The organism is Pelomonas sp. Root1237 (assembly GCF_001425055.1).
Lineage (GTDB): Bacteria > Pseudomonadota > Gammaproteobacteria > Burkholderiales > Burkholderiaceae_C > Pelomonas.
Map to the genome: position 1 here is coordinate 606,903 of NZ_LMDK01000016.1, position 21,908 is coordinate 628,810.

The following is a 21,908-nucleotide window of genomic DNA, read 5'->3' on the forward strand; positions in this document are numbered from 1 at the left end:
GGGGCCCTGCTTCGGCATTCGCGAAGGCCTAGCATGCAGTGCGCATCCACTCCAACTCATGACCATGAAACTGATCGAGGTCCGCACCTACAAGCTCAAACCCAGCTGCGCCGAGCGCTTCGTCCCTGCAGTACAGGCTGCGCTGCCGCTGGTGCGCGCCAGCGGCATGGACGTCGTGGCCTTTGGGCGCTCGGATCATGAGCACGAGAGCTTCTTCCTGATCCGCGCGTTCGACAGCCGGGAACAACTGGTTGCGCAGCAGGATGCCTTTTATGGCTCGGCTGCCTGGCGAGAGGGGCCGCGTGCGGCACTGGTGGACTGCCTGGACGACTATCTGAACACGCTGCTTTGGCTGCCCGATGAAGCCGTCGAGGCGCTGCGAGCCCACAACGGCATGCCATGAGCACACTCGACCGCTTCGTTCAGGCTCAGCAGGGGCGGTACGAGCAGGCGCTGGCCGAGCTCAAGGCCGGCCGCAAGACCGGTCACTGGATCTGGTTCGTGCTGCCGCAGTTGCGCGGGCTGGGGCGCAGCGCCATGGCGCATGAATACGGCATCGCAGGCCGCGCGGAAGCCGAGGCCTATCTCGCCCATCCGGTGCTGGGCGCGCGGTTGCGTGATTGTGTGCAAGCCATGCAGGCTCACGAGGGCAAGTCGGCCGAGCGCATCCTGGGCGACCTGGACGCGATGAAGTTCAAGTCCTGCCTGACCTTGTTCGAGTCGGTGGCAGGCGAGCCGGACCACCTGTTTGGGCGGACGCTGGAGAAGCTCTACAACGGGGAGCGGGATGAGGCGACGTTGAGCCTGCTGGCCGGCGCCCCGCGGGGGTGATTCGCGAGCCGGTTCCTTACATCGAGACCTGCGGCCAGTCCCTGTTGCCGGCCCAGGCCTGGCTGGCGTCGAACGACTCCGGGCAGATGGCAAGGAAATAGCCCTGCGTGAAAACGCCTGACTGCTCCTGAGCGACCGGATGGTGCGGCACGTCGTCACCCGTGTAGCCCGTCGGTCCGCTGGCTGAGGCCTTGATGCCGACCGGTGGTTTGGACTTTTGGTAGTCCTCCATCACCACCTTTCCATTGTATTTTTCCGCGAACAGCCAGTGATGCATCGACCCATAGACGAACACCTGGAACTGGGTGCCGTCGGGATACTTGCCCATCTGCGCCTGCATCTCGCCATCCAGCGCATAGGTCTTGCTCTTCAACGGGTCGGTGTCAGCCACCCCGTCCTGGACGACCTTGTAGCGGATGCCATCGGTGCCAGCCTCCGCGTTGCGGCGCTTGGCCTCAGAAACCATCAGACCGCGCGTACCGCGCAGTTGTGCATCCCCCGAGACGTCCTCGCCCGGCACCTTGTCCGAGGCCTTGGTCATGAAGTTCTTCAGGCTCTCCAGCCGCCACCAGATCTTTTCGTCCTGCATGGTCCCGTAATCGGCGATCAACGTTTCAAGTCGCCGCTGCACTTCGGCGTCCACAAGCTCCTTGTCCTGGGTCTTCCACGATTCATCCAGCCCCGCCCGGATGTCGGGGCCGAGCTTGTCGCGGATCATTGCGTGCACCAGCGCCGTCGTCGTCTGCCCCGTGATCGCACCCATCGTGCAGCACAGGCAGTTCGTTCCCGCATCGCCAGACCGCCCTGCCCCGAGTTCGTCTTCTGACTTTTTCGAGTTGGGGCCGGCCGAATTCAGGCCAGCGATCGGCCGCCTGGCACGCAGCATGGCCAGCGCCTCGGACCCCGGGTTGCGCGGCGGCTCAAGCAGCACGGCGCGAGCCTTCCTGGTCTTGCCCTGAATCTCGTTTCTGTTCGCCACCAAGGGCCCGCGGCCGGTGAACGGCACCAACGCGGGCATCACGACAAACCGGGCGGTGACAGCCGTCAGGTCGCCACTTCGAGCGGTGAGCGTGACGCCCTGGGCCGCCTCGGTGAACTGCACCTGGGCATCGGCGATGCCGCGAGCAAAGGCGCTGGCCGGCAGCGTCACGTCGCCGGACAGCTTGCCGTCTGAGGACAGGACGACATCGGTGGCGACCGCCTCCATCGGCCCGCTTGCTCCCATCACCGTGACCGTGAGCCGCAGTGGCACGTTGGCTTCCGCGGCCACGACCCGGCCGCCACCACGTGCCTCGATCTTCAAGGACACGGCACCGGGCGCAACTATTTCATCGACGACGACCTCGGTGCTCTTGATCGACTCCAGCACCTCGCGCACAGCGGTCGTTTCAGGGAGCGACTTGTCCAAGATCAGGCACCTCCACAGTTGAACGTCGGCGCAGGCGCGCCTGCCATCACCAGCCTTCGTGACGGAAAGCAGCGGATCGGTTCCCCAACAAAAAAGGCCGGCGCCCTTCGGCACCGGCCTTTCAATCTGTAGCGAGCGGGCTGGCGATCAGTTCTTCGCCTTGTCCACCAGCTTGTTGGCCTTGATCCAGGGCATCATTTCGCGCAGCTTCTCACCGACCTGCTCGATGGGGTGCTCGGCCGTCAGGCGGCGGCGGCTGATCAGCGTCGGAGCGCCGGCCTTGTTCTCGAGGATGAAGCTCTTGGCGTATTCGCCCGTCTGGATGTCCTTCAGGCACTGGCGCATCGCGTTCTTGGTGTCTTCGGTGACGACGCGCGGGCCGGTCACGTACTCACCGTACTCGGCGTTGTTCGAGATCGAGTAGTTCATGTTGGCGATGCCGCCTTCGTAGATCAGGTCCACGATGAGCTTGAGCTCGTGCAGGCATTCGAAGTAGGCCATCTCGGGGGCGTAGCCGGCTTCCGTCAGCGTCTCGAAGCCCGCCTTGATCAGTTCCACGGCGCCGCCGCACAGCACGGCCTGCTCGCCGAAGAGGTCGGTCTCGGTCTCTTCGCGGAAACTGGTCTGGATGATGCCGGCCTTGCCGCCACCGTTGGCTGCGGCATAGCTCAGGGCCAGGTCACGGGCCTTGCCGGTCTTGTCCTGGTAGATGGCGATCAGGTGGGGCACGCCGCCACCCTGGCGATACGTGTTGCGCACCGTATGGCCGGGGGCCTTGGGAGCGACCATCCAGACATCCAGGTCAGCGCGCGGCTGCACCTGGCCGTAGTGGACGTTGAAGCCGTGTGCGAAGGCCAGCGACGCGCCCTGCTTGATATTGGGCTCGACCTCGTTCTTGTAGACGTCGGCGATCTGCTCGTCGGGCAGCAGGATCATGACCACGTCGGCCGATTTCACGGCGTCGGCGATCTCGGCGACCTTGAGGCCCGCGCCTTCGGCCTTGGACCAGGACGCGCCGCTGCGGCGCAGCGCGACGGTGACCTTGCAGCCGCTGTCATTCAGGTTCTGCGCGTGGGCATGGCCTTGTGAGCCGTAGCCGATGATGGTGACGTTCTTGCCCTTGATGAGGCTGAGATCGGCGTCCTTGTCGTAGTAGACGTTCATGATGGGTCGCTCCAGGAAAAAACTGTGGTGTGTTGGGGTGAAGGCGGATCAGACGCGCAGGATGCGCTCGCCGCGGCCGATGCCGCTGGCGCCGGTGCGTACGGTTTCGAGGATGGACGCACGGTCGATCGCATCGATGAAGGCGTCGAGCTTGCCGGCGTCGCCGGTCAACTCGATCGTGTAGGTCTTCTCGGTCACGTCGATGACGCGGCCACGGAAGATGTCGGCGGTGCGCTTGATTTCCTCGCGCTCCTTGCCGACGGCGCGCACCTTGATGAGCATCAGCTCACGCTCGGTGTAGTTGCCTTCAGTCAGATCGACGACCTTGACGACCTCGATGAGGCGGTTCAGGTGCTTGGTGATCTGCTCGATGACCTCGTCGCTGCCCGTCGTCACGATGGTCATGCGCGAGAGGGACGGGTCCTCGGTCGGCGCGACGGTCAGGCTCTCGATGTTGTAGCCGCGGGCCGAGAACAGGCCGACGACGCGCGACAGCGCACCCGGCTCGTTCTCGATGAGCAAAGCAATGATGTGTTTCATGGGTTCTTCGTCCTTCGCGCTCTTCAGTGCCGCTGGCGGTAACCAGCGGACCTTGGCTGCGGGTTCGAGTGGAGTGGATCGCTGCGGGTGTCGGACTGCTTGCGCTTTTCAGCGGCAACCCCGACTGGCGCGGTAACGCCAGCCAGAGCTGCCGATTTCAGGCGCTCACAGGTCTTCCGATCCCAGCAGCATCTCGGAAATGCCCTTGCCCGCCTTGACCATGGGCCAGACGTTCTCGGTCGGATCGGTGCGGATGTCCAGGAAGACGGTACGGTCGGTCAGGCGCATCGCTTCCTTCAGCGCGGGCTCGACGTCGCTGGGCTTCTCGACCAGGATGCCGACGTGGCCATAGGCCTCGGCCAGCTTCACGAAGTCGGGCAGCGCGTCCATGTAGCTGTGCGAGTAGCGGCCGCCGTAGTCCAGCTGCTGCCACTGCCGCACCATGCCCAGGTAGCGGTTGTTCAGCGAGACGATCTTGACCGGCGTCTTGTACTGGAAGCAGGTCGACAGCTCCTGGATGCACATCTGGATGCTGCCTTCGCCGGTGATGCAGAACACATCCGACTCCGGCTTGGCCAGCTTGATGCCCATCGCATAGGGCAGGCCCACGCCCATGGTGCCCAGGCCGCCGGAGTTGATCCAGCGGCGCGGCTGGTCGAACTTGTAGTACTGCGCGGCCCACATCTGGTGCTGGCCGACGTCGCTGGTGATGTAGGTGTCGCGGTCGCGGGTCAGCTTCCACAGCGTGTCGACGACCATCTGCGGCTTGATGACCTCGTCCGAGCCCTTGTAGACCAGGCAGTCGCGGCCGCGCCATTCATTGATCTGATTCCACCATGCGTTGACGGCGTCCGCATCCGGCTTGGCCTGCGCTTCCTTCAGCTGGGCGATCAGCTCCTGCAGCACGTCCTTCACGTCGCCGACAATGGGAATGTCGACGCGCACGCGCTTGGAGATCGACGAGGGGTCGATGTCCACGTGGATGATCTTGCGCTCGACCGAACCGAAGTGCTTGGGGTTGCCGATGACGCGGTCATCGAAGCGCGCGCCCACGGCCAGCAGCACGTCGCAGTGCTGCATGGTCATGTTGGCCTCGTACGTGCCGTGCATGCCCAGCATGCCCAGGAAGCGCGGGTCGGTGCCGGGCATGGCACCCAGGCCCATCAGCGTGTTCGTGCAGGGGAAGCCCAGCATGTCGACCAGCTGGCGCAGCTCCGCCGTGGCTTCACCCAGGATGACACCGCCGCCCGTGTAGATGTAAGGGCGCTTGGCCTGCAGCAGCAGTTGGACCGCCTTGCGGATCTGGCCGCTATGGCCCTTCTTGACCGGGTTGTAGGAGCGCATTTCGATGCGGTCCGGATAGCTGAACGTCGTCTTCGCGAGCGACACGTCCTTCGGAATGTCCACGACGACCGGGCCGGGGCGTCCGGTACGGGCGATGTGGAAGGCCTTCTTCAGCGTCAGCGCCAGGTCGCGCACGTCCTTCACCAGGAAGTTGTGCTTGACGATGGGGCGCGTGATGCCGACCGTGTCGCACTCCTGGAAGGCGTCCAGGCCGATGGCCGCGCTAGGCACCTGACCCGTGATGATGACCATCGGGATCGAGTCCATGTAGGCCGTCGCGATGCCGGTCACGGCATTCGTGACTCCTGGGCCCGAGGTGACCAGCGCCACACCGACTTCGCCGGTCGCCCGGGCAAAGCCGTCGGCGGCGTGTACGGCCGCCTGCTCGTGGCGCACCAGCACGTGCTGGATGCTTTCCTGCTTGTAGAGGGCGTCGTAGATGTAGAGCACCGCGCCGCCGGGGTAACCCCAGAGATGGCGCACCCCTTCGGCCTGCAGGCAGCGAACGAGGATCTCGGAGCCGTTGAGCTCCGCGGTGGAATTGGGGGATTGGGAATTCGGCTGCGCCAGGGCGGCGCGCTTGATATCCGCGGCAGACATGTCCATTTTTAGAACCTTTGTGAATTTCTCTAACGAAAAACCATTGGTGTCCCTCTTCTCGCTCTCGTGAAGCGGATTTGGAACCTGCGCGATCAACAGATGGAGCCCCAGTCGGGCGGCCACTGAGAGACCATTGACTCTTTGTGCGAAGCAACATTATGCCGAGCAAAATCGTGTGAGCCTTCGTATCAGACGAATGCCATAATCCGAGCTGCCGCCCGGACCTGCCTCCCCGCCTTGGCCACCGACAAAGAACTCAACGATTTCCTGCGTACCGTCGACCGCCGCGCCTTCAAGCGCACGGCCTACGTGGTTCGAGACGACGATGCCGCCCTGGACATCGTCCAGGACGCCATGATCAAGCTGGCCGAGAACTATTTCGACCGCCCCGCGGCCGAGTTGCCGCTGCTGTTCCAGCGCATCCTGTCGAACGCGACGATGGATTACTTCCGTCGCCAGAAGACGCGCCGGGCCGTCATGACGAATATGTCGGAGTTCGAGGGCGGCGGCGATGGTGACGGTGATTTCGACCTGCTGGAGATCCTTGAAACCCAGGAAGGCGCCATGGGCGCCTTGAGCGCCGCGGATGAGGTCAGCCGGGCGCAGATCTTGCAGCGCATCGAGACGGAAGTCGAACAGCTGCCGACGCGTCAACGCGAAGCCTTCCTGCTGCGTTACTGGGAGGAACTGGATGTTGCAGAGACCGCGTCTGTGATGGGTTGCTCGGAAGGCAGTGTCAAAACTCACTGTTCCCGCGCCGTCCATTCGCTGGCGAAGTCGCTCAAGGCCAAGGGGATCACGCTATGAAGTCGCCGTCGAAATTTTCCACCTTCCCTGCCGACCTGGATGCTCGCGTCACGCGTTTTGGCCTGCGTGTCGCTGCTGGCCTGACCGAGCGCAACGCCACACTGCCGCATGACGTGTCCGAACGTCTGCGCTTCGCACGTGAGCAAGCCTTGGCCCGCGCCGCCCAGGCCCGCGCTGCGCGCACCTCGGTAAGCACGGCCAGCCCTGGGGTGGTGCAGATGGGTTCGACGCTGGCCCTGAGCGGCGGCCCGCGCGGTGCCGGCGGCAACAACGGCCTATGGTCCAAGCTTGCGTCCGCCCTCCCGCTGCTGGCGCTGCTGGCCGGGCTGCTGTTGATGCAACAAGGCCAGATCCATGAACAGATCGTCGCCGCCGCTGAGGTGGACACGGCGCTGCTCAGCGACAACCTGCCGCCCTCCGCCTTCAGCGATCCGGGCTTCGCCGAATTCCTGAGAGACGGTCAAGAATGACCGGATGCCCATGAGCCGAGCCGCGCGGAGGCCTCCCGCCCCTCTCCGCCCGTTGATTGCCCTGCTGCTCACCGCAGCGGGGTTTTCTGCTTTTGCGCAGGCACAAGACGCGGCTTCGGCGCCAGATGCCATTGCAGCAAGCGCGGCCATCTCCCCTCCCGCAGTTCGACCGGCAGCACCTGTCATGTCGCCGGTCTCCGCGCTGGCCGCCGCACCGACCTGGCAGGCACTGACGCCAGCGCAGCGCGACCTCCTCGCACCGCTGGCGAAGGACTGGGACAAGCTCGGCCCCAACCAGCGCAGCAAGTGGCTGAATGCGACGCCGCGTCTGGCCGTGCTGCCGCCTGCCGAACTCAACCGCCTGCATGAACGCATGCGTGACTGGGCCAATCTGACGCCGGGCGAGCGAGTCGATGCCCGCATCGGCTTCCAGGTGGCCAAACAGGTGGATTCCGAGCAGCGTCAGGCCAAGTGGGAGGCCTACCAGGCGCTGCCCCAGGAAAAACGCCAGGAGCTTGCCGACAAGGCCGTTGCGCGCCGTCAGGCCCAGACCAAGGCCGCCAGCCCGGTGGCCAAGCCGCTGACTGCGGTGCCCAAGTCCAATATCGTGCCCGCGGCGCCCAAGCTCGTCACGCCGACACCCGTGACAGGCAGTCTCATCCAGGCCAAGCCGGGTGCTACGACGGTCCTGATCACGCGCGGCCTCGTCCTGCCGGCCCACCACGCAGCGGGTGAGACCAAGGTGGTGGCCGATCCGGCCCTGGTGGACCCCAAGACGCTGCTGCCAAAATCGCTGAAGGCGCCACCCGCGTCCGTACCGCGCACATGACGGCGTTGGTCGACACGAACGCCGCGCCTGCGGGCCTGGCGAGACGTTTCGCGGCCTTTCTCTACGAAGGCGTACTGCTGTTCGGCGTGGTCTTCTTCGCCGGCTTCCTCTACTCGGTGCTGACGCGCCAGCAGCATGCGCTGGAGGGTCGCACGGGCATGGCCGTGAGCCTTTTCACCGTGCTGGGCCTGTACTTCGTCGGCTTCTGGACGCGCTCGGGTCAGACGCTGGCGATGAAGACCTGGCATCTGCGCGTCACCGACGCCGCCGGCCGGCCGCTGGGCTGGGGCCGTGCGTTGCTGCGCTACTGCTTGAGCTGGCTGTGGTTCCTGCCGGCGCTGATCAGCGTCTGGGCGCTGGGCCTGCACGGCGGCGGTGCCATCATCGGCAGCCTGCTGGCCGGCATCGCCGGCTACCTGCTGATTGCACGCCTGCACCCGCAGCGACAATTCCTGCACGACGCCCTCTGCGGTTCGCGCGTCATCACCCAACTTCCCGTGCGCTCATGAGCGCAGCGCCGGGCCGTCCCAAGCAAACTCGCTCCCGCCTGGCGGGACAAGGCCGCAGGCCTAAGGGTGCCCCATGACCAACCCGCACAAGGGCCGGACCGGCCTGGACCGCATCATCCACGCCGCCGGCTATTCCTGGGCCGGTCTCAAGGCCGCCTACACCGGCGAGAGCGCCTTCCGCCAGGAAACCTGGCTCTGCATCATTGCCGCGCCGCTGGCGTTCTGGTTGGCCAACACCTGGGAGCAAGCGGCGCTGCTGCTGGGCTCGCTGCTGCTGCTGCTCATCGTCGAGTTGCTGAACTCCGCCATTGAAGCGGTTGTTGACCGTGTGTCCTTCGAGCGGCATGAGCTGTCCAAGCGCGCCAAGGACATTGCCAGCGCCGCCGTGCTGATGGCGCTGGTGCTTGCTGGCGGCATCTGGGCCGCCGCCGTCTGGCAGCACCTGCGCTGAGGCAACGCAGCCCCCACGCGCATTTCATGAGCTGCCCCCGAGGGGGCGCGTCAGCGCCTTCGGACGGCCGGGCGGCACTGACATGCCACAGTCGGGCCATGCAGGCCCGCGGTTTCAAGCTGATCCCCAGCCACGTCGACGGCGTCGAGGTGGTCGTGGCCGACTCGGCACTGGCCTTCGGCCGCCACACCCATGACGAGTTCGGCATTGGCCTCATCGAGCGAGGCGCGCAGAAATCGGCCAGCGGGCGCGGTGTCGTCGAGGCTGGTGCGGGCGACCTGATCACGGTCAACCCCGGCGAGGTGCACGACGGCACGCCCTTTGATGCGAGCGGGCGGTGCTGGCGCATGCTCTATGTCGATCCGGCCCGGCTGCTGGATGCGGCAGCGGACATCGCGCCAGGTTCATCGTTTGAGTTCAAGGCGCCCGTCATTCGTGATGCCCTCATGACGGCACGCTTTCGCGCCCTGTTCGACGCGGTCACCACGGACGACGCGTTGCACTCCGACGCCGAACTGCTGACGCTGACCGCGCGGCTTCTCAAGCCCTCTTCGGTAGAGCGCCCCGCCGTGAGTGCCGGTGTCACCGCCTCGCGCGAGCGCATTGACGACGATCCCGCTGCCGTACTGACGCTATCAGGCTTGGCCACCGACGCGGCGATGAGCCGCTACCAGTTCCTGCGCGCGTTCACACGCCTGACCGGCCTGCCACCGCACGCCTACCTGCTGCAGCGCCGCGTACAGCGCGCGCGCCGGCTGGTGCGCCAAGGCCTGTCGCTGGCAGAGGCCGCCGCGGCCAGCGGATTCGCGGACCAAAGCCACATGACGCGCTGCTTTGTGCGCAACTTCGGCTTGACGCCCGGGGCGTTGGCGCGCAGCCGCTGAAATTTCGTTCAAGACCCACTGGCCGCATCCGCCGCAGCATGGCGCCTCCATCAAGGAGTGCCCCATGAACCTCGAATTCCTGACCGTGTCCCTGCTCGTTGTCGCCTCACCGGGCACGGGTGCGGCCGTCACCATCGCCACCGGCCTATCGCGCGGCGCGCGCATGGCCGTCATCGCGGCTTTCGGCTGCACGCTCGGCGTCGTGCCCCACATGCTGGCGGCCATCACGGGCCTGGCGGCGCTGTTGCATGCAAGCAGCCTGGCCTTCGAGGCCGTCAAGTTCGCCGGCGTGGCCTATCTGCTCTACATCGCCTGGATGACCTGGCGCGAACAGGGGGTGCTGAAGGTCGAAGCCGATGGCACCACTCGATCCGATGGGGAGGTCATTCGCCACGCTGTGCTCGTGAACCTGCTCAATCCCAAGCTGTCCATGTTCTTCCTGGCCTTCCTGCCGCAATTCATCGCCAAGGACGAAGCAGCGCCGACGCTGGCGATGTTGCAGCTCTCGGCCCTCTTCATGGCCATGACCTTCGGGGTGTTCGCCCTTTACGGCGCGTTCGCCGCACGCATGCGCGAGCATGTGCTCGGCAGCGAGACCGCGATGGCCTGGCTGCGCCGCAGCTTTGCAGCGACCTTCGTCGCCCTGGGCGCGAAGCTCGCGCTGACGCAGCGTTAGACGGCGGCTTCGTCCGTCTCGCCGGTACGGATGCGCACCACTTGCTCGACCGGCAGCACGAAGATCTTGCCGTCGCCGATCTTGCCGGTCTTGGCGGCCTTCAGGATGGCGTCGATGCAGCGGTCGACCTCGTCGTCCTTCACGACGACCTCGACCTTGACCTTGGGCAGGAAGTCGACGACGTATTCAGCGCCGCGATACAGCTCGGTGTGCCCCTTCTGGCGGCCAAAACCCTTGACTTCGGTGACCGTCAGGCCCGACGCGCCTACTTCGGCCAGCGCCTCGCGCACTTCGTCGAGCTTGAAGGGTTTGATGATGGCGGTGATTTGCTTCATTGCGAGCGCTCCAGTTTGCGAGGTTCACCCAAGTTTACGCACGGAACCTGGAGGTGATGGGATATCTCCAGTCGCGACCAAAGCCGCGGTGGGTGATGCGGATGCCCACTGGCGCCTGGCGGCGCTTGTACTCGTTGATCTTGATCAACCGGGTGACGCGCTCGACGTCCTCCGGCTTGAAACCGGCGGCAACAATTTCGGCGATCGACTGATCCTGCTCCATGTAGCGGGCCAGGATGGCGTCCAGCACCGCGTAGGGCGGCAGGCTGTCCTCATCCTTCTGGTCGGGGCGCAGCTCGGCCGAGGGCGGGCGGGTGATGATGCGGTCGGGGATGATCTCGGCGCCTTGCGCATTGCGCCAGCGGGCGAGGCGGAACACCAGGGTCTTGGCCACGTCCTTGATGACGGCAAAGCCGCCCGCCATGTCGCCATAGAGCGTGCAGTAGCCGGTGGCCATCTCGCTCTTGTTGCCGGTCGTCAGCACGATGCTGCCGAACTTGTTGGACAGCGCCATCAGCAGCGTGCCGCGGATGCGGGCCTGGATGTTCTCCTCGGTGGCATCCAGCGGCAGGCCCTTGAACTCCTCGGCCAGCGTGGTGTTGAAGGCATCGAACATCGGCAAGATGGACTTCTCGTCGTAGCGCACCCCCAGGCGCTCGGCCATGTCGCGAGCGTCGATCCAGGAGATGTCGGCCGTGTAGGGCGAAGGCATCATCACGGTGCGCACCTTGTCGGCACCCAACGCATCCACAGCGATGGCCAGCACCAGGGCCGAGTCAATGCCCCCCGACAAGCCGATCAGCGCGCCCGGGAAGCCGTTCTTGCCGAGGTAGTCGCGCACGCCGGTCACCAGGGCCTGCCAGACCTGGGCCTCGTACTCCGGCACCGGAATGATGTCGCCACGCAGCCGGCCGCCGTCCAGCTCGATGATGGCCAGCGCCTCCTCGAACATCGGCGCACGGGCCGCCACGCTGCCATCGGCCTGCACCGCAAAGGACGCGCCATCGAAGACCATCTCGTCCTGCCCGCCCACGAGGTGGGCGTAGAGCAGCGGCAGGCCCGCGGCGCGGGCGCGCTCGGCCATGTGGGCCTCGCGCTCCTCGACCTTGCCGATGTGGAAGGGCGAGGCGTTGATGACGCACAGCAGTTCGGCTCCGGCCGCCTTGGCAGCAGCGGCGGGTTCCTCGAACCAGGCGTCCTCGCAGATCAGCAGGCCCACGCGGTGGCCCCTGACGTCGACGACGACAGCGCCAAGCCCGGCATCTCTGCCAGAGTAGAAATAACGCCGCTCGTCGAAGACCTGGTAGTTGGGCAGTTCGCGCTTGGCATAGCTGGCGACGACCTGGCCGCCCGCGAGCACCGAGGCGACGTTCAGGCAGGGTGGCAGAGACCAGCTGCGCTCCCGCACCGCCCCTCCCTCGCGCTCGCGCGGGTGTCCAACCACGACATGTAGCCCTTCGCAGCCCGCCAGCTCAGCTGCGATGCGCTGCAACTGCTCGTCGCAGGCCTCAAGAAAGGCCGGGCGCAGCAGCAGGTCCTCGGGCGGATAACCGCACAGCGCCAGCTCCGGCGTGACGAGCAGATCAACCCCAGCCGTGTGCGCCGCGCGCGCTTGGGCAATGATGCGGTCCGCGTTGCCCACCAGATCGCCGACGACGACATTGATCTGGGCCAGGGCAATCTTCAAGGGCGAGGGCATGGGCGACAGCGATTCAGAACACGAGAGCAGCATTGTCATTCGGGTCGACGCTTCACCCGACGCCTTGCCGCAAGACCATTGGGACGCCCTGCTTTCTGCCCAGGCGCGGCCCACGCCCTTCATGCGCCTGGCCTATCTGCGCGCCCTGCATGCCAGCGGCAGCGCCGGGGCCGGCACGGGCTGGCAGCCGCAGTTCGTTTCGCTGTGGCGGGGCGAGGAGCTGCTGGCGGCCTGCCCGGCCTATCTGAAGACCCACAGCTATGGCGAATACGTCTTCGACTGGGCCTGGGCCGACGCCTACCAGCGCCATGGGCTGAGCTACTACCCCAAGCTGCTGGTGGCCGTGCCCTTCACGCCCGTGCCGGGCAGCCGGCTCTTGGCCGTGGACGATGAAGCACGGGCACTGCTGGCGCAGGCGCTGCGGGCCCTGGCCAGGGAGACTGAGGCGTCGTCCCTGCACGTGCTGTTCGGCGATGAGGCTGACCAGGCGGCGCTTTCAGCAGCCGGCTGCATGGCAAGGGCTGGCGTGCAGTTCCATTGGACGGCCGAGGGCGACGCCGACTTCACGGCCTTTCTCTCGCGCCTGCAGCGCGACAAGCGCAAGAAGATCCAGCAGGAGCAGCGCCGCGTGCGCGAAGCGGGTGTCCTGTTCGAGGCAAACGCCGGCAACGCTATCAGCGTCGAGGACTGGGACTTCTTCTACCGCTGCTACCAGCAGACCTACCGCGAACACCACAGCACGCCCTATCTGAGCCGCGACTTCTTCGCCCGCATGGCCAGCGACATGCCCGAGCATTGGCTGATGTTCACGGCGCTGCGGGCGGGCGAGCGCGTCGCCACCTCGCTGATCGCGCTGGACCCCGAACGCCGCGCCGCCTTCGGCCGTTACTGGGGCGCCGTCGAGCACATCCCCAACCTGCATTTCGACGCCTGCTATTACCAGCCGCTGGCCTGGTGCATAGACAACGGCTACCAGCGCTTCGAGGGCGGTGCCCAGGGCGAGCACAAGATGGCGCGCGGCCTGATGCCCACGCCCACGGCGTCCAGCCACTGGCTGGCCCACCCCTCCTTTGCCGATGCCGTCAATGACTTCCTGGCACGCGAGGGCGAAGCGATGGCGGGCTATATCGACGAGCTGGGCGAGCACCAACCGTTCAAGTCAGTGCCTTGAACCCGGCCATGGCCGATCTCAGGGTCGAGCCACTCCGCCCAGCCGACGCCTGGCCACCCGCCCCACCACCAGCAGGCCCGCCAGCAACATCGCGTAGCTCTCGGGCTCGGGCACGGCGGCGGTGAAGTTCAGGTTCAGCGCATTGCCGGTGGCCGCCACCGACCAGTGGCCGCCCATCAGCGAATTGGCGAAACCGCTGCCGTCGATGCTGAACTCTTTGGCCGAGAAGCCCAGGATGCCGCCGCTCGCGTAGGCCAGGGTGTAGCTGTGATCCTGCCGGGCGTCGAAACCGGCCAGCAGCCCCGCGCCGCCGTTCGCCAGCAGCGACTTCAACGTGACGGTGAACGGGTTGGCCGCGCTGGCGTCCAGGCTCAGCGTGCCGCCGACGCTCAGCAGGTCGTACCCCAGCCCGGCGGCGGCGCTGGCATTGGCGATCTCCCACAGATAGCTGGCGCCCTCGGCAAACGTCGCGTTGCCCGCCACGCTCAACTGGCCCGGCGAGTTGCCGGGCGCGAGCTTGCCGGCCAGCACCAGGCTGCCCAGTGCACCGCTGCCGCCCAGCGAGGCGCCCGCGTCGACGCTGAAGGCGCTGCTCAGCGACGAGCCGTTGAGCGTCAGTTGGCCGGCCTGCACCCGCGTCGTGCCGGTGTTGGTGTTGATGCCGCTGAGCGTCTGCGTGCCCGTGCCCGTCTTGACGAAGTTGCCGGTGGATTCGCTGTTCGCCAGCACGCCGGAGAAATTGCCGGAACCATTGGCCACGCCCATCGTGAAAGCGCTGTAGCCCGAGCCGTTGTAGCCAGACTTGATGCGGCCGGCGCCGCTGAGCGCATCGACGCGGACATTGGCCTCGTCGCCATCGAAGACGGCATTGGCGGCCACGTTCAGTCGGCTCTGGTTGCGGGTCCAGTCCTCATTGGCGTGGGAGCCGCCGACCAGAGTGCCGGCCTGCACGTCGATCAGGCTGCCGCTGCCCATTGCAAAAGTCGCCTTGCCCTGCTGCCAGGTCGCCACGCCGGCGCCGGTCTTGCGCAGGGTGCCCTTGCCAGAGAACAGCGTGTCGGCGGCATTGGCGCGGGTGCCGCTGGCCACATTGAGCTCCACCGTGGCGGTCGGTGATGTGATGAAGAACTCAGCGGAGCGGGTGCTGTTTTGCAGCAGCAGCACGCCGCTTTGTACCTGGGTCTGGCCGGTGTAGGTGTTGGCCGCGCCCAGCGTCAGCACACCCGCGCTCTGCTTGACGAGAACGCCCGTGCCGTCGATCGCGCCAGCGAAGCTGATGTTGTCGCTGCGGGCGAAGCTCAGCGTGCCGTTGTTGGTGACCAGCGCGGTGGCCAGAGAGCCGGTGATGCCGCCGTTGCCGATCTGCACCATGCCGCCGTTGATGGTCAGGCGGCCGGTGAAGGTGTTGGCGCCGGTCAGCCCCTGGAAGCCCGTTCCTTCCTTGACGAAGTTGCCGGAGCCCCCCAGCACGCCGGAGAAAACGTCCGAGCCATTGGCCACGCCCATCGTGAACGCGCTGTAGCCCGCGCCGTTGAAACCGGATTTGATGGTGCCCGCGCCGCTGAGGGAGTCCACGCGGACATTGGCTTCCACACCTTCAAAAGTAGCGCCAGCAGCCACATTCAGCCGGCTCTTGTTGGCGCTCCAGTCCTCGTTGCCATAGGACCCCCCGACCAGGGTGCCGCCCTGCACGTCGATGGTGCTGAACTCGTCCAGCGCGAACACGGCTTTGGACCCGGTCCAAACCGCCATGCCGGCGCCGGTCTTTCTCAGCGTGGCGGCGCTGCCGGCGAATTTCACGTCCACTGCGCCGTCGCGCGTGCCCTGATTCACCTGCAACTCCAGCACCGTACTGCCGCTGAGGTTGAAGGCGCTTGAACGCGATGCGCCCTCCTGCACCAACCAGCCGGCCTCGACGTTGGTGGCGCCGGTGTAGCTCTGGTTGCCGCTCAGCCGCAGAATGCCGGCGCCCTGCTGGTGCAGGCTGCCGCTGCCGGAGATGACGCCCTGATAGCCGATGTCGCCGCTGCGCGCAAACACCAGGGCACCGTTGTTGACGATGCTGCGGGTGGCCAGCGAGCCGCGCACACCGCCTTCGCCCACACGCACGGTGCCGGCCTCGATGCTCAGGGTGCCGGTAAAGCTGTTGTTGCCAAGGAGGGTCTGGGTGCCGCTGCCGACCTTGGTGAAGTTGCCGATCTGGCCTTGGGCGGTGTCGGTGTCGGCCAGCACCCCTTCGAAGGAACCCGAGCCGTTGGCCACGCCGAAGGTAAAACTGCGGTAGCCGGCACCTTGGTAACCCGATTGAATGAGCCCCTCGCCGCTCAGGGTGTCGACCCGCACATTCGCCTCCACCCCACGAAAGGTCGCGTAAGTGCCGACGCGCAGTTGGGACTGGTTGGCGGTCCAGTCGTCGTTGCCGAAGGAGCCGCCCACCAGGGTGCCCAACTGCACATCGATCAGGCCGCCGGCGCCCATCGCAAAGCTGGCGGCGCTTCCCTGCCAGATCGCCTGACCCCCGCCGACGATGCTCAGCACGCCGCTGCCGGTGAAGCGGGTGTCGCTGGTGAACGCGCGCGTGCCACTGTTCAGGTTCAGCTCCAGCACGCCACTGGTGCCGATGTCGAACTGGCGGGACAGGGTGGTCGAACTCAGCCGCAGCGTACCGCCGTCGATGATGGTGGAGCCGGTGTAAAGGCCGGCTGCGCTCAGGTTCACCGTACCGGGCCCCGTCTTCCACACGCTGCCTTCACCACTGATCCGGTTCAAATGCTCCTGGTTGCCGGCGAGATTGAAGACGAGCTTGCCCCCTGGGCCCAGTGTGCTGTCACCGTTGAGCTGGCCATCGCTGCCACCTTGGCCGATCTGAAGCGTGCCCTGGATGTTCAGCGTGCCTGTACCGGGCGCCAGCCACAGGAAGCCGCTGTTGATCTGTGTGTAGCCGGCGGCAATGCCCAGCGAGCCATACACATTGAGCCTGCTGCCGGCCAGCAGATTGAAGCTGCCGGCCTCGGCTGCACCCAGCACCAGGTTGCCGTGAAGCTCCAGCGTGTTGCCGTTGTTGAGGGTGCCACCGGCGGAGTCCATGACAAAGCCTGACCCCAGGGACAGGCTGCCCTGGTTGTCGATCACGCCGTGGTTGCTGAGCTTGCCGGCGACTGATAGCGTGCCGCGGTTGCTGATGAGGCTGTCGCCGTAGCCGGGCGAGGCCTTCTCATTGGACAGCGTAGCGCCGGCGAGCACGTTGACCACCGCGTCGCGCTCGATCTCGATCTGCGCGCCGCCGCTGTTGTCAATGCGGCCGCCAGCCATCACAAGGACCGAGGAGCTCCTGTCGAACAGGGCTCGCGCATGGTCGCCATTGTCGATGCGGCTGCCGGCATCGCTGATTTCGGTGCGACTGCCGGCTGCGAAGGTGGCCAGGACGCCGCGCCCCCGGTTGCTCAGCATCGACCCACCGCGGTAGGCGGTGGTGCCGGTGACCACCAGGTCGTCAATGCGGGTGGGGTTGCCCTCCAGCGTGAGGCTGGTGCGCACGCCGCTGAGCGTGGTCGAGCCCGAATAGACCTTCAGCGTGTCGCGGCTGATGTTGGAGTTGCTCTCGTACAGGCAGTTGTTCAGCCCGGTGTCGCCCAGGCTGAGGCCCACCGCTTTGACCTCGAAGCCGCAGCCGTAGTGGCCACGCAGGTCTTGGTCCAGGTCGGCGCTCAGCGAGGTCTGGATGCTGGCGTCGCCGAGGAAGTAGTTGCGCCCCACCAGCTTGCCGGGGGTGCCGGCAAAACGCAGCTTGATGTCGCTGCCCAGAGCAAAGCTGACCTTGCCGTCCAGATGGTCGATGAAGGACTCGGCGCCGCCGGCGCCGGTGATGACCTCTTGCACCGGCTGATCGAACACCAGCTTGACGAACACCGGCGCGGTGGGCGCGAAGTCGAAGTTCATGCCCATGGACGGGCCGGCATTCACGCTGAGGAAATTGGTCTCGAGGCTGAAGCCTTTTTCGGAGCCCCTGAAGCGCAGCGGGTTGGCGACGCCGTACAGGGGCGGCAGCATGGCCCCCAGCTCCCAGCCGCCACGCAGCACCTCGTTGCCGCAATGCAGGGCGCCGCCCGTCAGCGCCGAACAGTTACCGGCCTTGACGGTGTCGAGCATGAAGGTGTTGGTGCTGCCGATCAGGAAATCCTGGCCCAGGGCCGGCACCGCCACCGGCTTGCCCAGGACCGTCAGCATGGCGCTCGCGGCGCTGTCGAAGTTGAGCAGCGAGAACTTGCCCGGGTTCACCCCGAACTCGAAGCTGGTGCTGGTGCAATCGACAAAGCAGCCCTGCACCGCGACCTTGGCATCGAAATTGAACAGACCGGACACGGAGGCCTGCACGCTGGGCAGATAGGGCGTCAGGGTGGCCGCCGCTTTCAGGGTGTCGCGGGCTTTGACGATGAAGTTCTGCCCCTTGGTAAAACTGTCGGGCAGGGTCAGCACGGGGTTGAAGCTCTGGCTGAAATCCATCGATCCACCCCGCGCGCTGGCCGAGAACTCCAGCCCGATCCGGCCCGAGCTTTGCATGCTGGCCGCGACGCCGTAGCGGCCCAGGTACGTGTTGAAGATCGGGTCGTAAACGTTGGTGAAGCCGCCGAAGTTGAACAACTCCTGCGCGGCGACACCCGCATAGGTGCCCCAGCTGGTCTGCAGCGCATAGCTCGCGGTGGCCGTGCCGCCGGCATTGCCCCACAGGCTCTGGCCCGTGGCGCTGAAGCTGACCTGGTCGCTGAGGGTGGTGCCTTGGGCCGCCAGGCCCGGCATCAGGCCCAGGCCGATCAGCAGGCTCAGCCGCGACAGCGCCGGCATCACGCGGACGGTGTGCGGGTGGCGGGCAGGCTGGGTCTTGCCGGGCTGGCGTGTCTTCATGGTGGCTCTCCCTGATAGCGGTGCAGCGTGACTTTCTCCGCACTCTGGCCAACCCACCTTTGCCAAACCGCAGAAAACCTGTGCTGGTTCGTCGTCTAGCAAAAATAACCAGATGTAAACGGCCTGCAAAGACGGTTGACAATCGCCGCGATGAGTGAAGCTCTCGCCACGCATGACGACATGGCTCCGCCAGGCGCGGCGCGGCTGTTGCTGATCGACGATGCGCCCGAGCAGTTGCGCCAGCTCAGCGATCTGCTGGCCCGCCACTACCGGCTGCTCCATGCCGCCGACGGGCTCGGCGGCTTTCACCGCGCCCAGGCGCAGCGGCCCGACCTGATCCTGCTGGACCTCGTGATGCCTGGCATGGACGGGCATGCTGTGTGCCGGCTACTGAAGGCCGATGCGGCCACCTGTGAGATCCCGGTGATCTTTCTCTCTGCCCAGGCAAACGCGCAGCAACGGCTGGACGGCTTGCGCCTGGGGGCGGTGGACTACATCGCCAAGCCCTTTCTGGCCGACGAGGTGCTGGCGCGGGTCTACGTCCATCTGCCGCGCGCCAAGACCGCGCCGGGGCGCTGCGATGGCGCACACGACCCCGAACTGGCCTTCGTCAACGCAGCTACCCAGCTCATTGGCGAGCAGTTGGAGGACCTGCCCTCGGTGGGCGACCTGGCCGAGCGCCTGGGCTTGAGCGAGCGACGCCTGTCCACGCTGTTTCGCAGGCACCTCGGCCTGACGGTGTCGGGTTTCATCAGCGAGGAGCGCATCCGCGTCGGCTGCCACCTGCTGGCCGCCACGCCCATGAGCGTGCAGGACATTGCCTTCGACGTGGGTTTCACCACGGCGTCCAACTTCTCCACCGCCTTCCGCGAGCGACTGGGGCTGACGCCGCAGGCTTGGCGCCAGCTGCAGCGCGACGGCGGCGCCTCTTGATCCGGCGCTGGCTGTACCGATTCTTCTGTATCGCGCTGAGCCTGGCGGCCTGGGCGCCGCTGCACGCGCAGCCCGCACCTCAGCCGGCCTGGCAGCTGCTTGAAGACCCTGGTGGCACCCTGACGCTGGACGACGTACAGGCGCGAGCCGGCGAGTTCAAGCCCCACCAACCGACCGGCCATCTGCGCACCCCCGGCTACACGCGCACCGCGCTGTGGGCCCGGCTGGAGCTGCCCGCCAACGCCCAGCCGGAGACGCTCTGGCTGGTGATGACGCTGACGCGCATCGAGCACGCGCAGCTGTGGGTCCAGGCGCCCGACGGGCAATGGCGCTACACGCAAGCTGGCCTGCGGGTGCCTCACGAGCAATGGCCGCTGGACACCAGCGACGTGAGCTTCGAGCTGCGCCCGGAGCCCGGCCGGCCGCTGCGCCTGATGCTGCGCGAGTCGGGCCGCACCTACGCCTCCTTCGACGCGCTGCTGTGCCGGCCGCGCGACTGCTTCACTGAGAACCGCGACACCACCCTGGCCATCGCCGTGCTGGCCGGCAACCAGATGCTGGCCGCCGCCGGCTATCTGCTGCTGTTCTTCTTCTGGCGCCGGGCGGCATTCGCGCTGATGGCGGGCTCGGTGGCGGCCTACGGCCTTTACGAGCTGAGCCTGCACGGCCTGAGCTTTCAGTACCTCTGGCCCAACGCCACCGGCTGGGCGCCGCGCAGCTTGGTGGTGCTGATGGGCACGGCACAGCTGCTGAACTCGCTGGCCGTGGCAGCCATCCTGCCACTGCGCCGCGCCGCGGCGGCGCTGCGCTGGGCGCTGGCTGCCGCCTGGCTCGCCATCGGCGCCGCCCTGTTGACCGCGCTGTGGGGCGACTACCGGGCCGTGGCGCCGCTCGTCAACGCGCTGACGGGGCTGTGCGGCCTGCTGACCCTGGTGCTGGCTGGCTGGGCCTGGTGGCGGCGCCTGCCGTTGGCCGGCTGGGCCGCGCTGGTGATGGCGTCTGCGGTGGTGGGCGCGCTGCCGCGTTACGCCTATGTGCTGGGCTGGCTGGAGCTGGGGCCGGTGATGTGGCTGACCACGCCCGTCGTGCTGCTGCTGTCGCACCTGATCCTGCTGATGGCCCTGGTGCAGCAGGTGGTGCAGCAGCGCCGCGCCGAGCTGGCCGCGCAGGCGCAGCTGCTGCAGGAACGGGCCGCGCGCAGCGAGGAGCTGGAGCGGCAGGTGGCACAGCGCACCGGCGAATTGCGCGATGCGCTGCAGGAGGCCCGCAGCCAGCACCAGCAGCGCAGCCGCCTGCTGGCCTTCATTGGCCACGACCTGCGCGCACCGCTGGCCGCGACGGTGAGCTATCTGCGCCTGCTCGGCGGCGGCGGCCGGCGCGACCAGCAACTGCGCGCCAGCGTGGAGCACAGCGTGGGCTACCAGTTGGCGCTGATCGATGAGCTCGTCGAGTTCTCGCGCGGCGAGCTGCATGAGCTGGACCTGGTGCCCGCTCCGCTCTACATCCACGGCCTGCTGCACGAGCTGGCAAAGCAAGGCGAGCTGCTGGCGCGCCAGCACCGCAACGCCTTTCGGGCAGGCATAGACCCGGAATTGCCGGCCGTGGTGCTGGCCGACGCCAAGCGCCTGCGCCAGGTGCTGCTCAACCTCTTGTCCAACGCCGCCAAGTTCACTACCGGCGGTCAGATCGAACTGAGCGTCATGCCAAGCAGTACGGCGCCGGGCGTCTGGTGCTTCGAAGTGGCTGACACCGGCAGCGGCATTGCGCCCGCGGACCAGGCCCGGCTGTTCGAACCCTTCTGGCAAGCTCCGCCGCAAGAGAATCAGCGCGCCGAGGCTGGCTCGGGCCTGGGCCTGGCGGTGGCCAAACACATCGTCGAGGCCATGGGCAGCCAGATCGAACTGCACAGCGCCGTGGGCCAGGGCAGCCGCTTCTCGTTCTTGCTGCCGCTGAGCGCAGGTCGCGCCGAGGAGGTCCTGATGCCCGCCGACGGCGTCACACCTGTCGAGACCGCCGAGACCGACCTGCTTGCGCTGCTGATCGACGCGCCGCAGGGCCATGCCGACCGCGTCGCCGAACTGCTATTCGCCGCCAACGTCGAGGTGCTGCGGCCCGCGCCCGGCGCGCTGCTTGCGCCGGCGGATCTGCTGCTGTGCGACCCCTGCCTGCTGGATGCAGACGGCCTTGCACAGGTGCAGCACTGGCGTGCCAGCGGTGCGTCACGCCGGTGCATCGCCCTCGTCGATCGCCCGCTCGCATCCGAACTGGCGGGCCTGTTCGACGCCACGCTCTACAAGCCGGTCAACGCCGCCGCCTTGCTGGCCGAGCACTTCAGCCCCGCGGCGACGCCATGAA

19 protein-coding genes are annotated in these 21,908 nt (G+C 66.7%); 12 read left to right on the plus strand and 7 right to left on the minus strand.

The window, feature by feature from the left end:
- Positions 1-58 precede the first annotated feature (58 nt).
- Both ASC91_RS15595 and ASC91_RS15600 read left to right on the plus strand, forming a co-directional pair.
- Complete coding sequence (locus ASC91_RS15595; RefSeq protein WP_235532002.1) at positions 59-403, plus strand: NIPSNAP family protein; 345 nt, start codon at positions 59-61, stop codon at positions 401-403.
- The gene (locus ASC91_RS15600; RefSeq protein WP_056198269.1) at positions 400-831 is read left to right on the plus strand and encodes a DUF1810 domain-containing protein; all 432 of its coding nucleotides are present in this window, start codon (positions 400-402) and stop codon (positions 829-831) included. Before ASC91_RS15595 ends, ASC91_RS15600 begins: the two co-directional genes overlap by 4 nt.
- A 16-nt stretch (positions 832-847) precedes the next feature.
- Here the strand turns inward: ASC91_RS15600 and ASC91_RS15605 are convergent, their stop codons facing one another.
- The 4 genes from ASC91_RS15605 to ASC91_RS15620 form a co-directional block, all read right to left on the minus strand.
- On the minus strand, positions 848-2,239 hold the full coding sequence (locus tag ASC91_RS15605; protein ID WP_056198271.1) for a hypothetical protein: 1,392 nt from the start codon (positions 2,237-2,239) through the stop codon (positions 848-850).
- Between the two features lie 147 nt (positions 2,240-2,386).
- On the minus strand, positions 2,387-3,403 hold the full coding sequence (gene ilvC, locus ASC91_RS15610; RefSeq protein WP_056198273.1) for a ketol-acid reductoisomerase: 1,017 nt from the start codon (positions 3,401-3,403) through the stop codon (positions 2,387-2,389).
- Between the two features lie 48 nt (positions 3,404-3,451).
- Complete coding sequence (gene ilvN, locus ASC91_RS15615; protein WP_056198275.1) at positions 3,452-3,943, minus strand: acetolactate synthase small subunit; 492 nt, start codon at positions 3,941-3,943, stop codon at positions 3,452-3,454.
- 165 nt (positions 3,944-4,108) lie between these two features.
- A complete protein-coding gene (locus ASC91_RS15620) occupies positions 4,109-5,893 on the minus strand; it encodes an acetolactate synthase 3 catalytic subunit (protein WP_056198277.1) in 1,785 nt (594 codons plus the stop codon).
- A gap of 231 nt (positions 5,894-6,124) precedes the next feature.
- On the opposite strand from ASC91_RS15620, the gene ASC91_RS15625 reads away from it, so the two are divergent.
- The 7 genes from ASC91_RS15625 to ASC91_RS15655 all read left to right on the plus strand — a co-directional run bounded on the left by ASC91_RS15625 (position 6,125) and on the right by ASC91_RS15655 (position 10,513).
- On the plus strand, positions 6,125-6,694 hold the full coding sequence (locus ASC91_RS15625; protein ID WP_056198279.1) for an RNA polymerase sigma factor: 570 nt from the start codon (positions 6,125-6,127) through the stop codon (positions 6,692-6,694).
- Positions 6,691-7,164 (plus strand): DUF3619 family protein, encoded by a 474-nt coding sequence (locus ASC91_RS15630; RefSeq protein ID WP_082532708.1) that lies wholly within the window; start codon positions 6,691-6,693, stop codon positions 7,162-7,164. The genes ASC91_RS15625 and ASC91_RS15630 overlap by 4 nt, the downstream gene beginning before the upstream one ends.
- 184 nt (positions 7,165-7,348) lie before the next feature.
- Positions 7,349-7,993, plus strand: coding sequence for a DUF3106 domain-containing protein (locus tag ASC91_RS15635; RefSeq protein WP_056198281.1), 645 nt, complete (start codon positions 7,349-7,351; stop codon positions 7,991-7,993).
- Positions 7,990-8,502: an RDD family protein gene (locus ASC91_RS15640; RefSeq protein WP_056198283.1), complete on the plus strand. Its 513-nt coding sequence runs from the start codon at positions 7,990-7,992 to the stop codon at positions 8,500-8,502. The genes ASC91_RS15635 and ASC91_RS15640 overlap by 4 nt, the downstream gene beginning before the upstream one ends.
- 73 nt (positions 8,503-8,575) lie before the next feature.
- Positions 8,576-8,953 (plus strand): diacylglycerol kinase, encoded by a 378-nt coding sequence (locus ASC91_RS15645; protein WP_056198286.1) that lies wholly within the window; start codon positions 8,576-8,578, stop codon positions 8,951-8,953.
- A gap of 98 nt (positions 8,954-9,051) precedes the next feature.
- Entirely contained in the window at positions 9,052-9,837 is a 786-nt protein-coding gene (locus tag ASC91_RS15650; protein ID WP_056198287.1) for an AraC family transcriptional regulator, read from the plus strand.
- Between the two features lie 64 nt (positions 9,838-9,901).
- Positions 9,902-10,513 carry a LysE family translocator gene (locus tag ASC91_RS15655; RefSeq protein ID WP_056198289.1) on the plus strand — a complete coding sequence of 204 codons (612 nt, stop codon included), beginning with the start codon at positions 9,902-9,904 and terminating at the stop codon, positions 10,511-10,513.
- On the opposite strand, the gene ASC91_RS15660 is transcribed toward ASC91_RS15655, so the two are convergent.
- Positions 10,510-10,848 carry a P-II family nitrogen regulator gene (locus ASC91_RS15660; protein WP_056198291.1) on the minus strand — a complete coding sequence of 113 codons (339 nt, stop codon included), beginning with the start codon at positions 10,846-10,848 and terminating at the stop codon, positions 10,510-10,512. The genes ASC91_RS15655 and ASC91_RS15660 overlap by 4 nt on opposite strands.
- Positions 10,849-10,882: 34 nt before the next feature.
- Positions 10,883-12,547, minus strand: a complete 1,665-nt coding sequence (locus ASC91_RS15665; protein WP_056198292.1) for an NAD+ synthase — start codon at positions 12,545-12,547, stop codon at positions 10,883-10,885.
- Here ASC91_RS15665 and ASC91_RS15670 point away from each other — a divergent pair.
- Positions 12,546-13,718 (plus strand): GNAT family N-acetyltransferase, encoded by a 1,173-nt coding sequence (locus ASC91_RS15670; protein WP_056198294.1) that lies wholly within the window; start codon positions 12,546-12,548, stop codon positions 13,716-13,718. The genes ASC91_RS15665 and ASC91_RS15670 overlap by 2 nt on opposite strands.
- Before the next feature lie 18 nt (positions 13,719-13,736).
- On the opposite strand, the gene ASC91_RS15675 is transcribed toward ASC91_RS15670, so the two are convergent.
- Positions 13,737-18,620 carry an autotransporter-associated beta strand repeat-containing protein gene (locus ASC91_RS15675; protein ID WP_056198296.1) on the minus strand — a complete coding sequence of 1,628 codons (4,884 nt, stop codon included), beginning with the start codon at positions 18,618-18,620 and terminating at the stop codon, positions 13,737-13,739.
- A gap of 150 nt (positions 18,621-18,770) precedes the next feature.
- On the opposite strand from ASC91_RS15675, the gene ASC91_RS15680 reads away from it, so the two are divergent.
- Both ASC91_RS15680 and ASC91_RS15685 read left to right on the plus strand, forming a co-directional pair.
- Positions 18,771-19,553, plus strand: coding sequence for a DNA-binding response regulator (locus tag ASC91_RS15680; RefSeq protein ID WP_056198298.1), 783 nt, complete (start codon positions 18,771-18,773; stop codon positions 19,551-19,553).
- Positions 19,550-21,907, plus strand: a complete 2,358-nt coding sequence (locus ASC91_RS15685) for an ATP-binding protein (protein ID WP_056198299.1) — start codon at positions 19,550-19,552, stop codon at positions 21,905-21,907. The genes ASC91_RS15680 and ASC91_RS15685 overlap by 4 nt, the downstream gene beginning before the upstream one ends.
- Position 21,908: the final 1 nt, after the last annotated feature.

Coding starts and splice junctions, on each gene's coding strand:
- ASC91_RS15595 (WP_235532002.1), top strand. CDS start 59: ATGACCATGAAACTGATCGAGGTCCGCACCTACAAGCTCAAACCCAGC.
- ASC91_RS15600 (WP_056198269.1), top strand. CDS start 400: ATGAGCACACTCGACCGCTTCGTTCAGGCTCAGCAGGGGCGGTACGAG.
- ilvC (WP_056198273.1), bottom strand. CDS start 3,403: ATGAACGTCTACTACGACAAGGACGCCGATCTCAGCCTCATCAAGGGC.
- ilvN (WP_056198275.1), bottom strand. CDS start 3,943: ATGAAACACATCATTGCTTTGCTCATCGAGAACGAGCCGGGTGCGCTG.
- ASC91_RS15620 (WP_056198277.1), bottom strand. CDS start 5,893: ATGGACATGTCTGCCGCGGATATCAAGCGCGCCGCCCTGGCGCAGCCG.
- ASC91_RS15630 (WP_082532708.1), top strand. CDS start 6,691: ATGAAGTCGCCGTCGAAATTTTCCACCTTCCCTGCCGACCTGGATGCT.
- ASC91_RS15635 (WP_056198281.1), top strand. CDS start 7,349: ATGTCGCCGGTCTCCGCGCTGGCCGCCGCACCGACCTGGCAGGCACTG.
- ASC91_RS15640 (WP_056198283.1), top strand. CDS start 7,990: ATGACGGCGTTGGTCGACACGAACGCCGCGCCTGCGGGCCTGGCGAGA.
- ASC91_RS15645 (WP_056198286.1), top strand. CDS start 8,576: ATGACCAACCCGCACAAGGGCCGGACCGGCCTGGACCGCATCATCCAC.
- ASC91_RS15650 (WP_056198287.1), top strand. CDS start 9,052: ATGCAGGCCCGCGGTTTCAAGCTGATCCCCAGCCACGTCGACGGCGTC.
- ASC91_RS15655 (WP_056198289.1), top strand. CDS start 9,902: ATGAACCTCGAATTCCTGACCGTGTCCCTGCTCGTTGTCGCCTCACCG.
- ASC91_RS15660 (WP_056198291.1), bottom strand. CDS start 10,848: ATGAAGCAAATCACCGCCATCATCAAACCCTTCAAGCTCGACGAAGTG.
- ASC91_RS15670 (WP_056198294.1), top strand. CDS start 12,546: ATGGGCGACAGCGATTCAGAACACGAGAGCAGCATTGTCATTCGGGTC.
- ASC91_RS15665 (WP_056198292.1), bottom strand. CDS start 12,547: ATGCCCTCGCCCTTGAAGATTGCCCTGGCCCAGATCAATGTCGTCGTC.
- ASC91_RS15675 (WP_056198296.1), bottom strand. CDS start 18,620: ATGAAGACACGCCAGCCCGGCAAGACCCAGCCTGCCCGCCACCCGCAC.
- ASC91_RS15680 (WP_056198298.1), top strand. CDS start 18,771: ATGAGTGAAGCTCTCGCCACGCATGACGACATGGCTCCGCCAGGCGCG.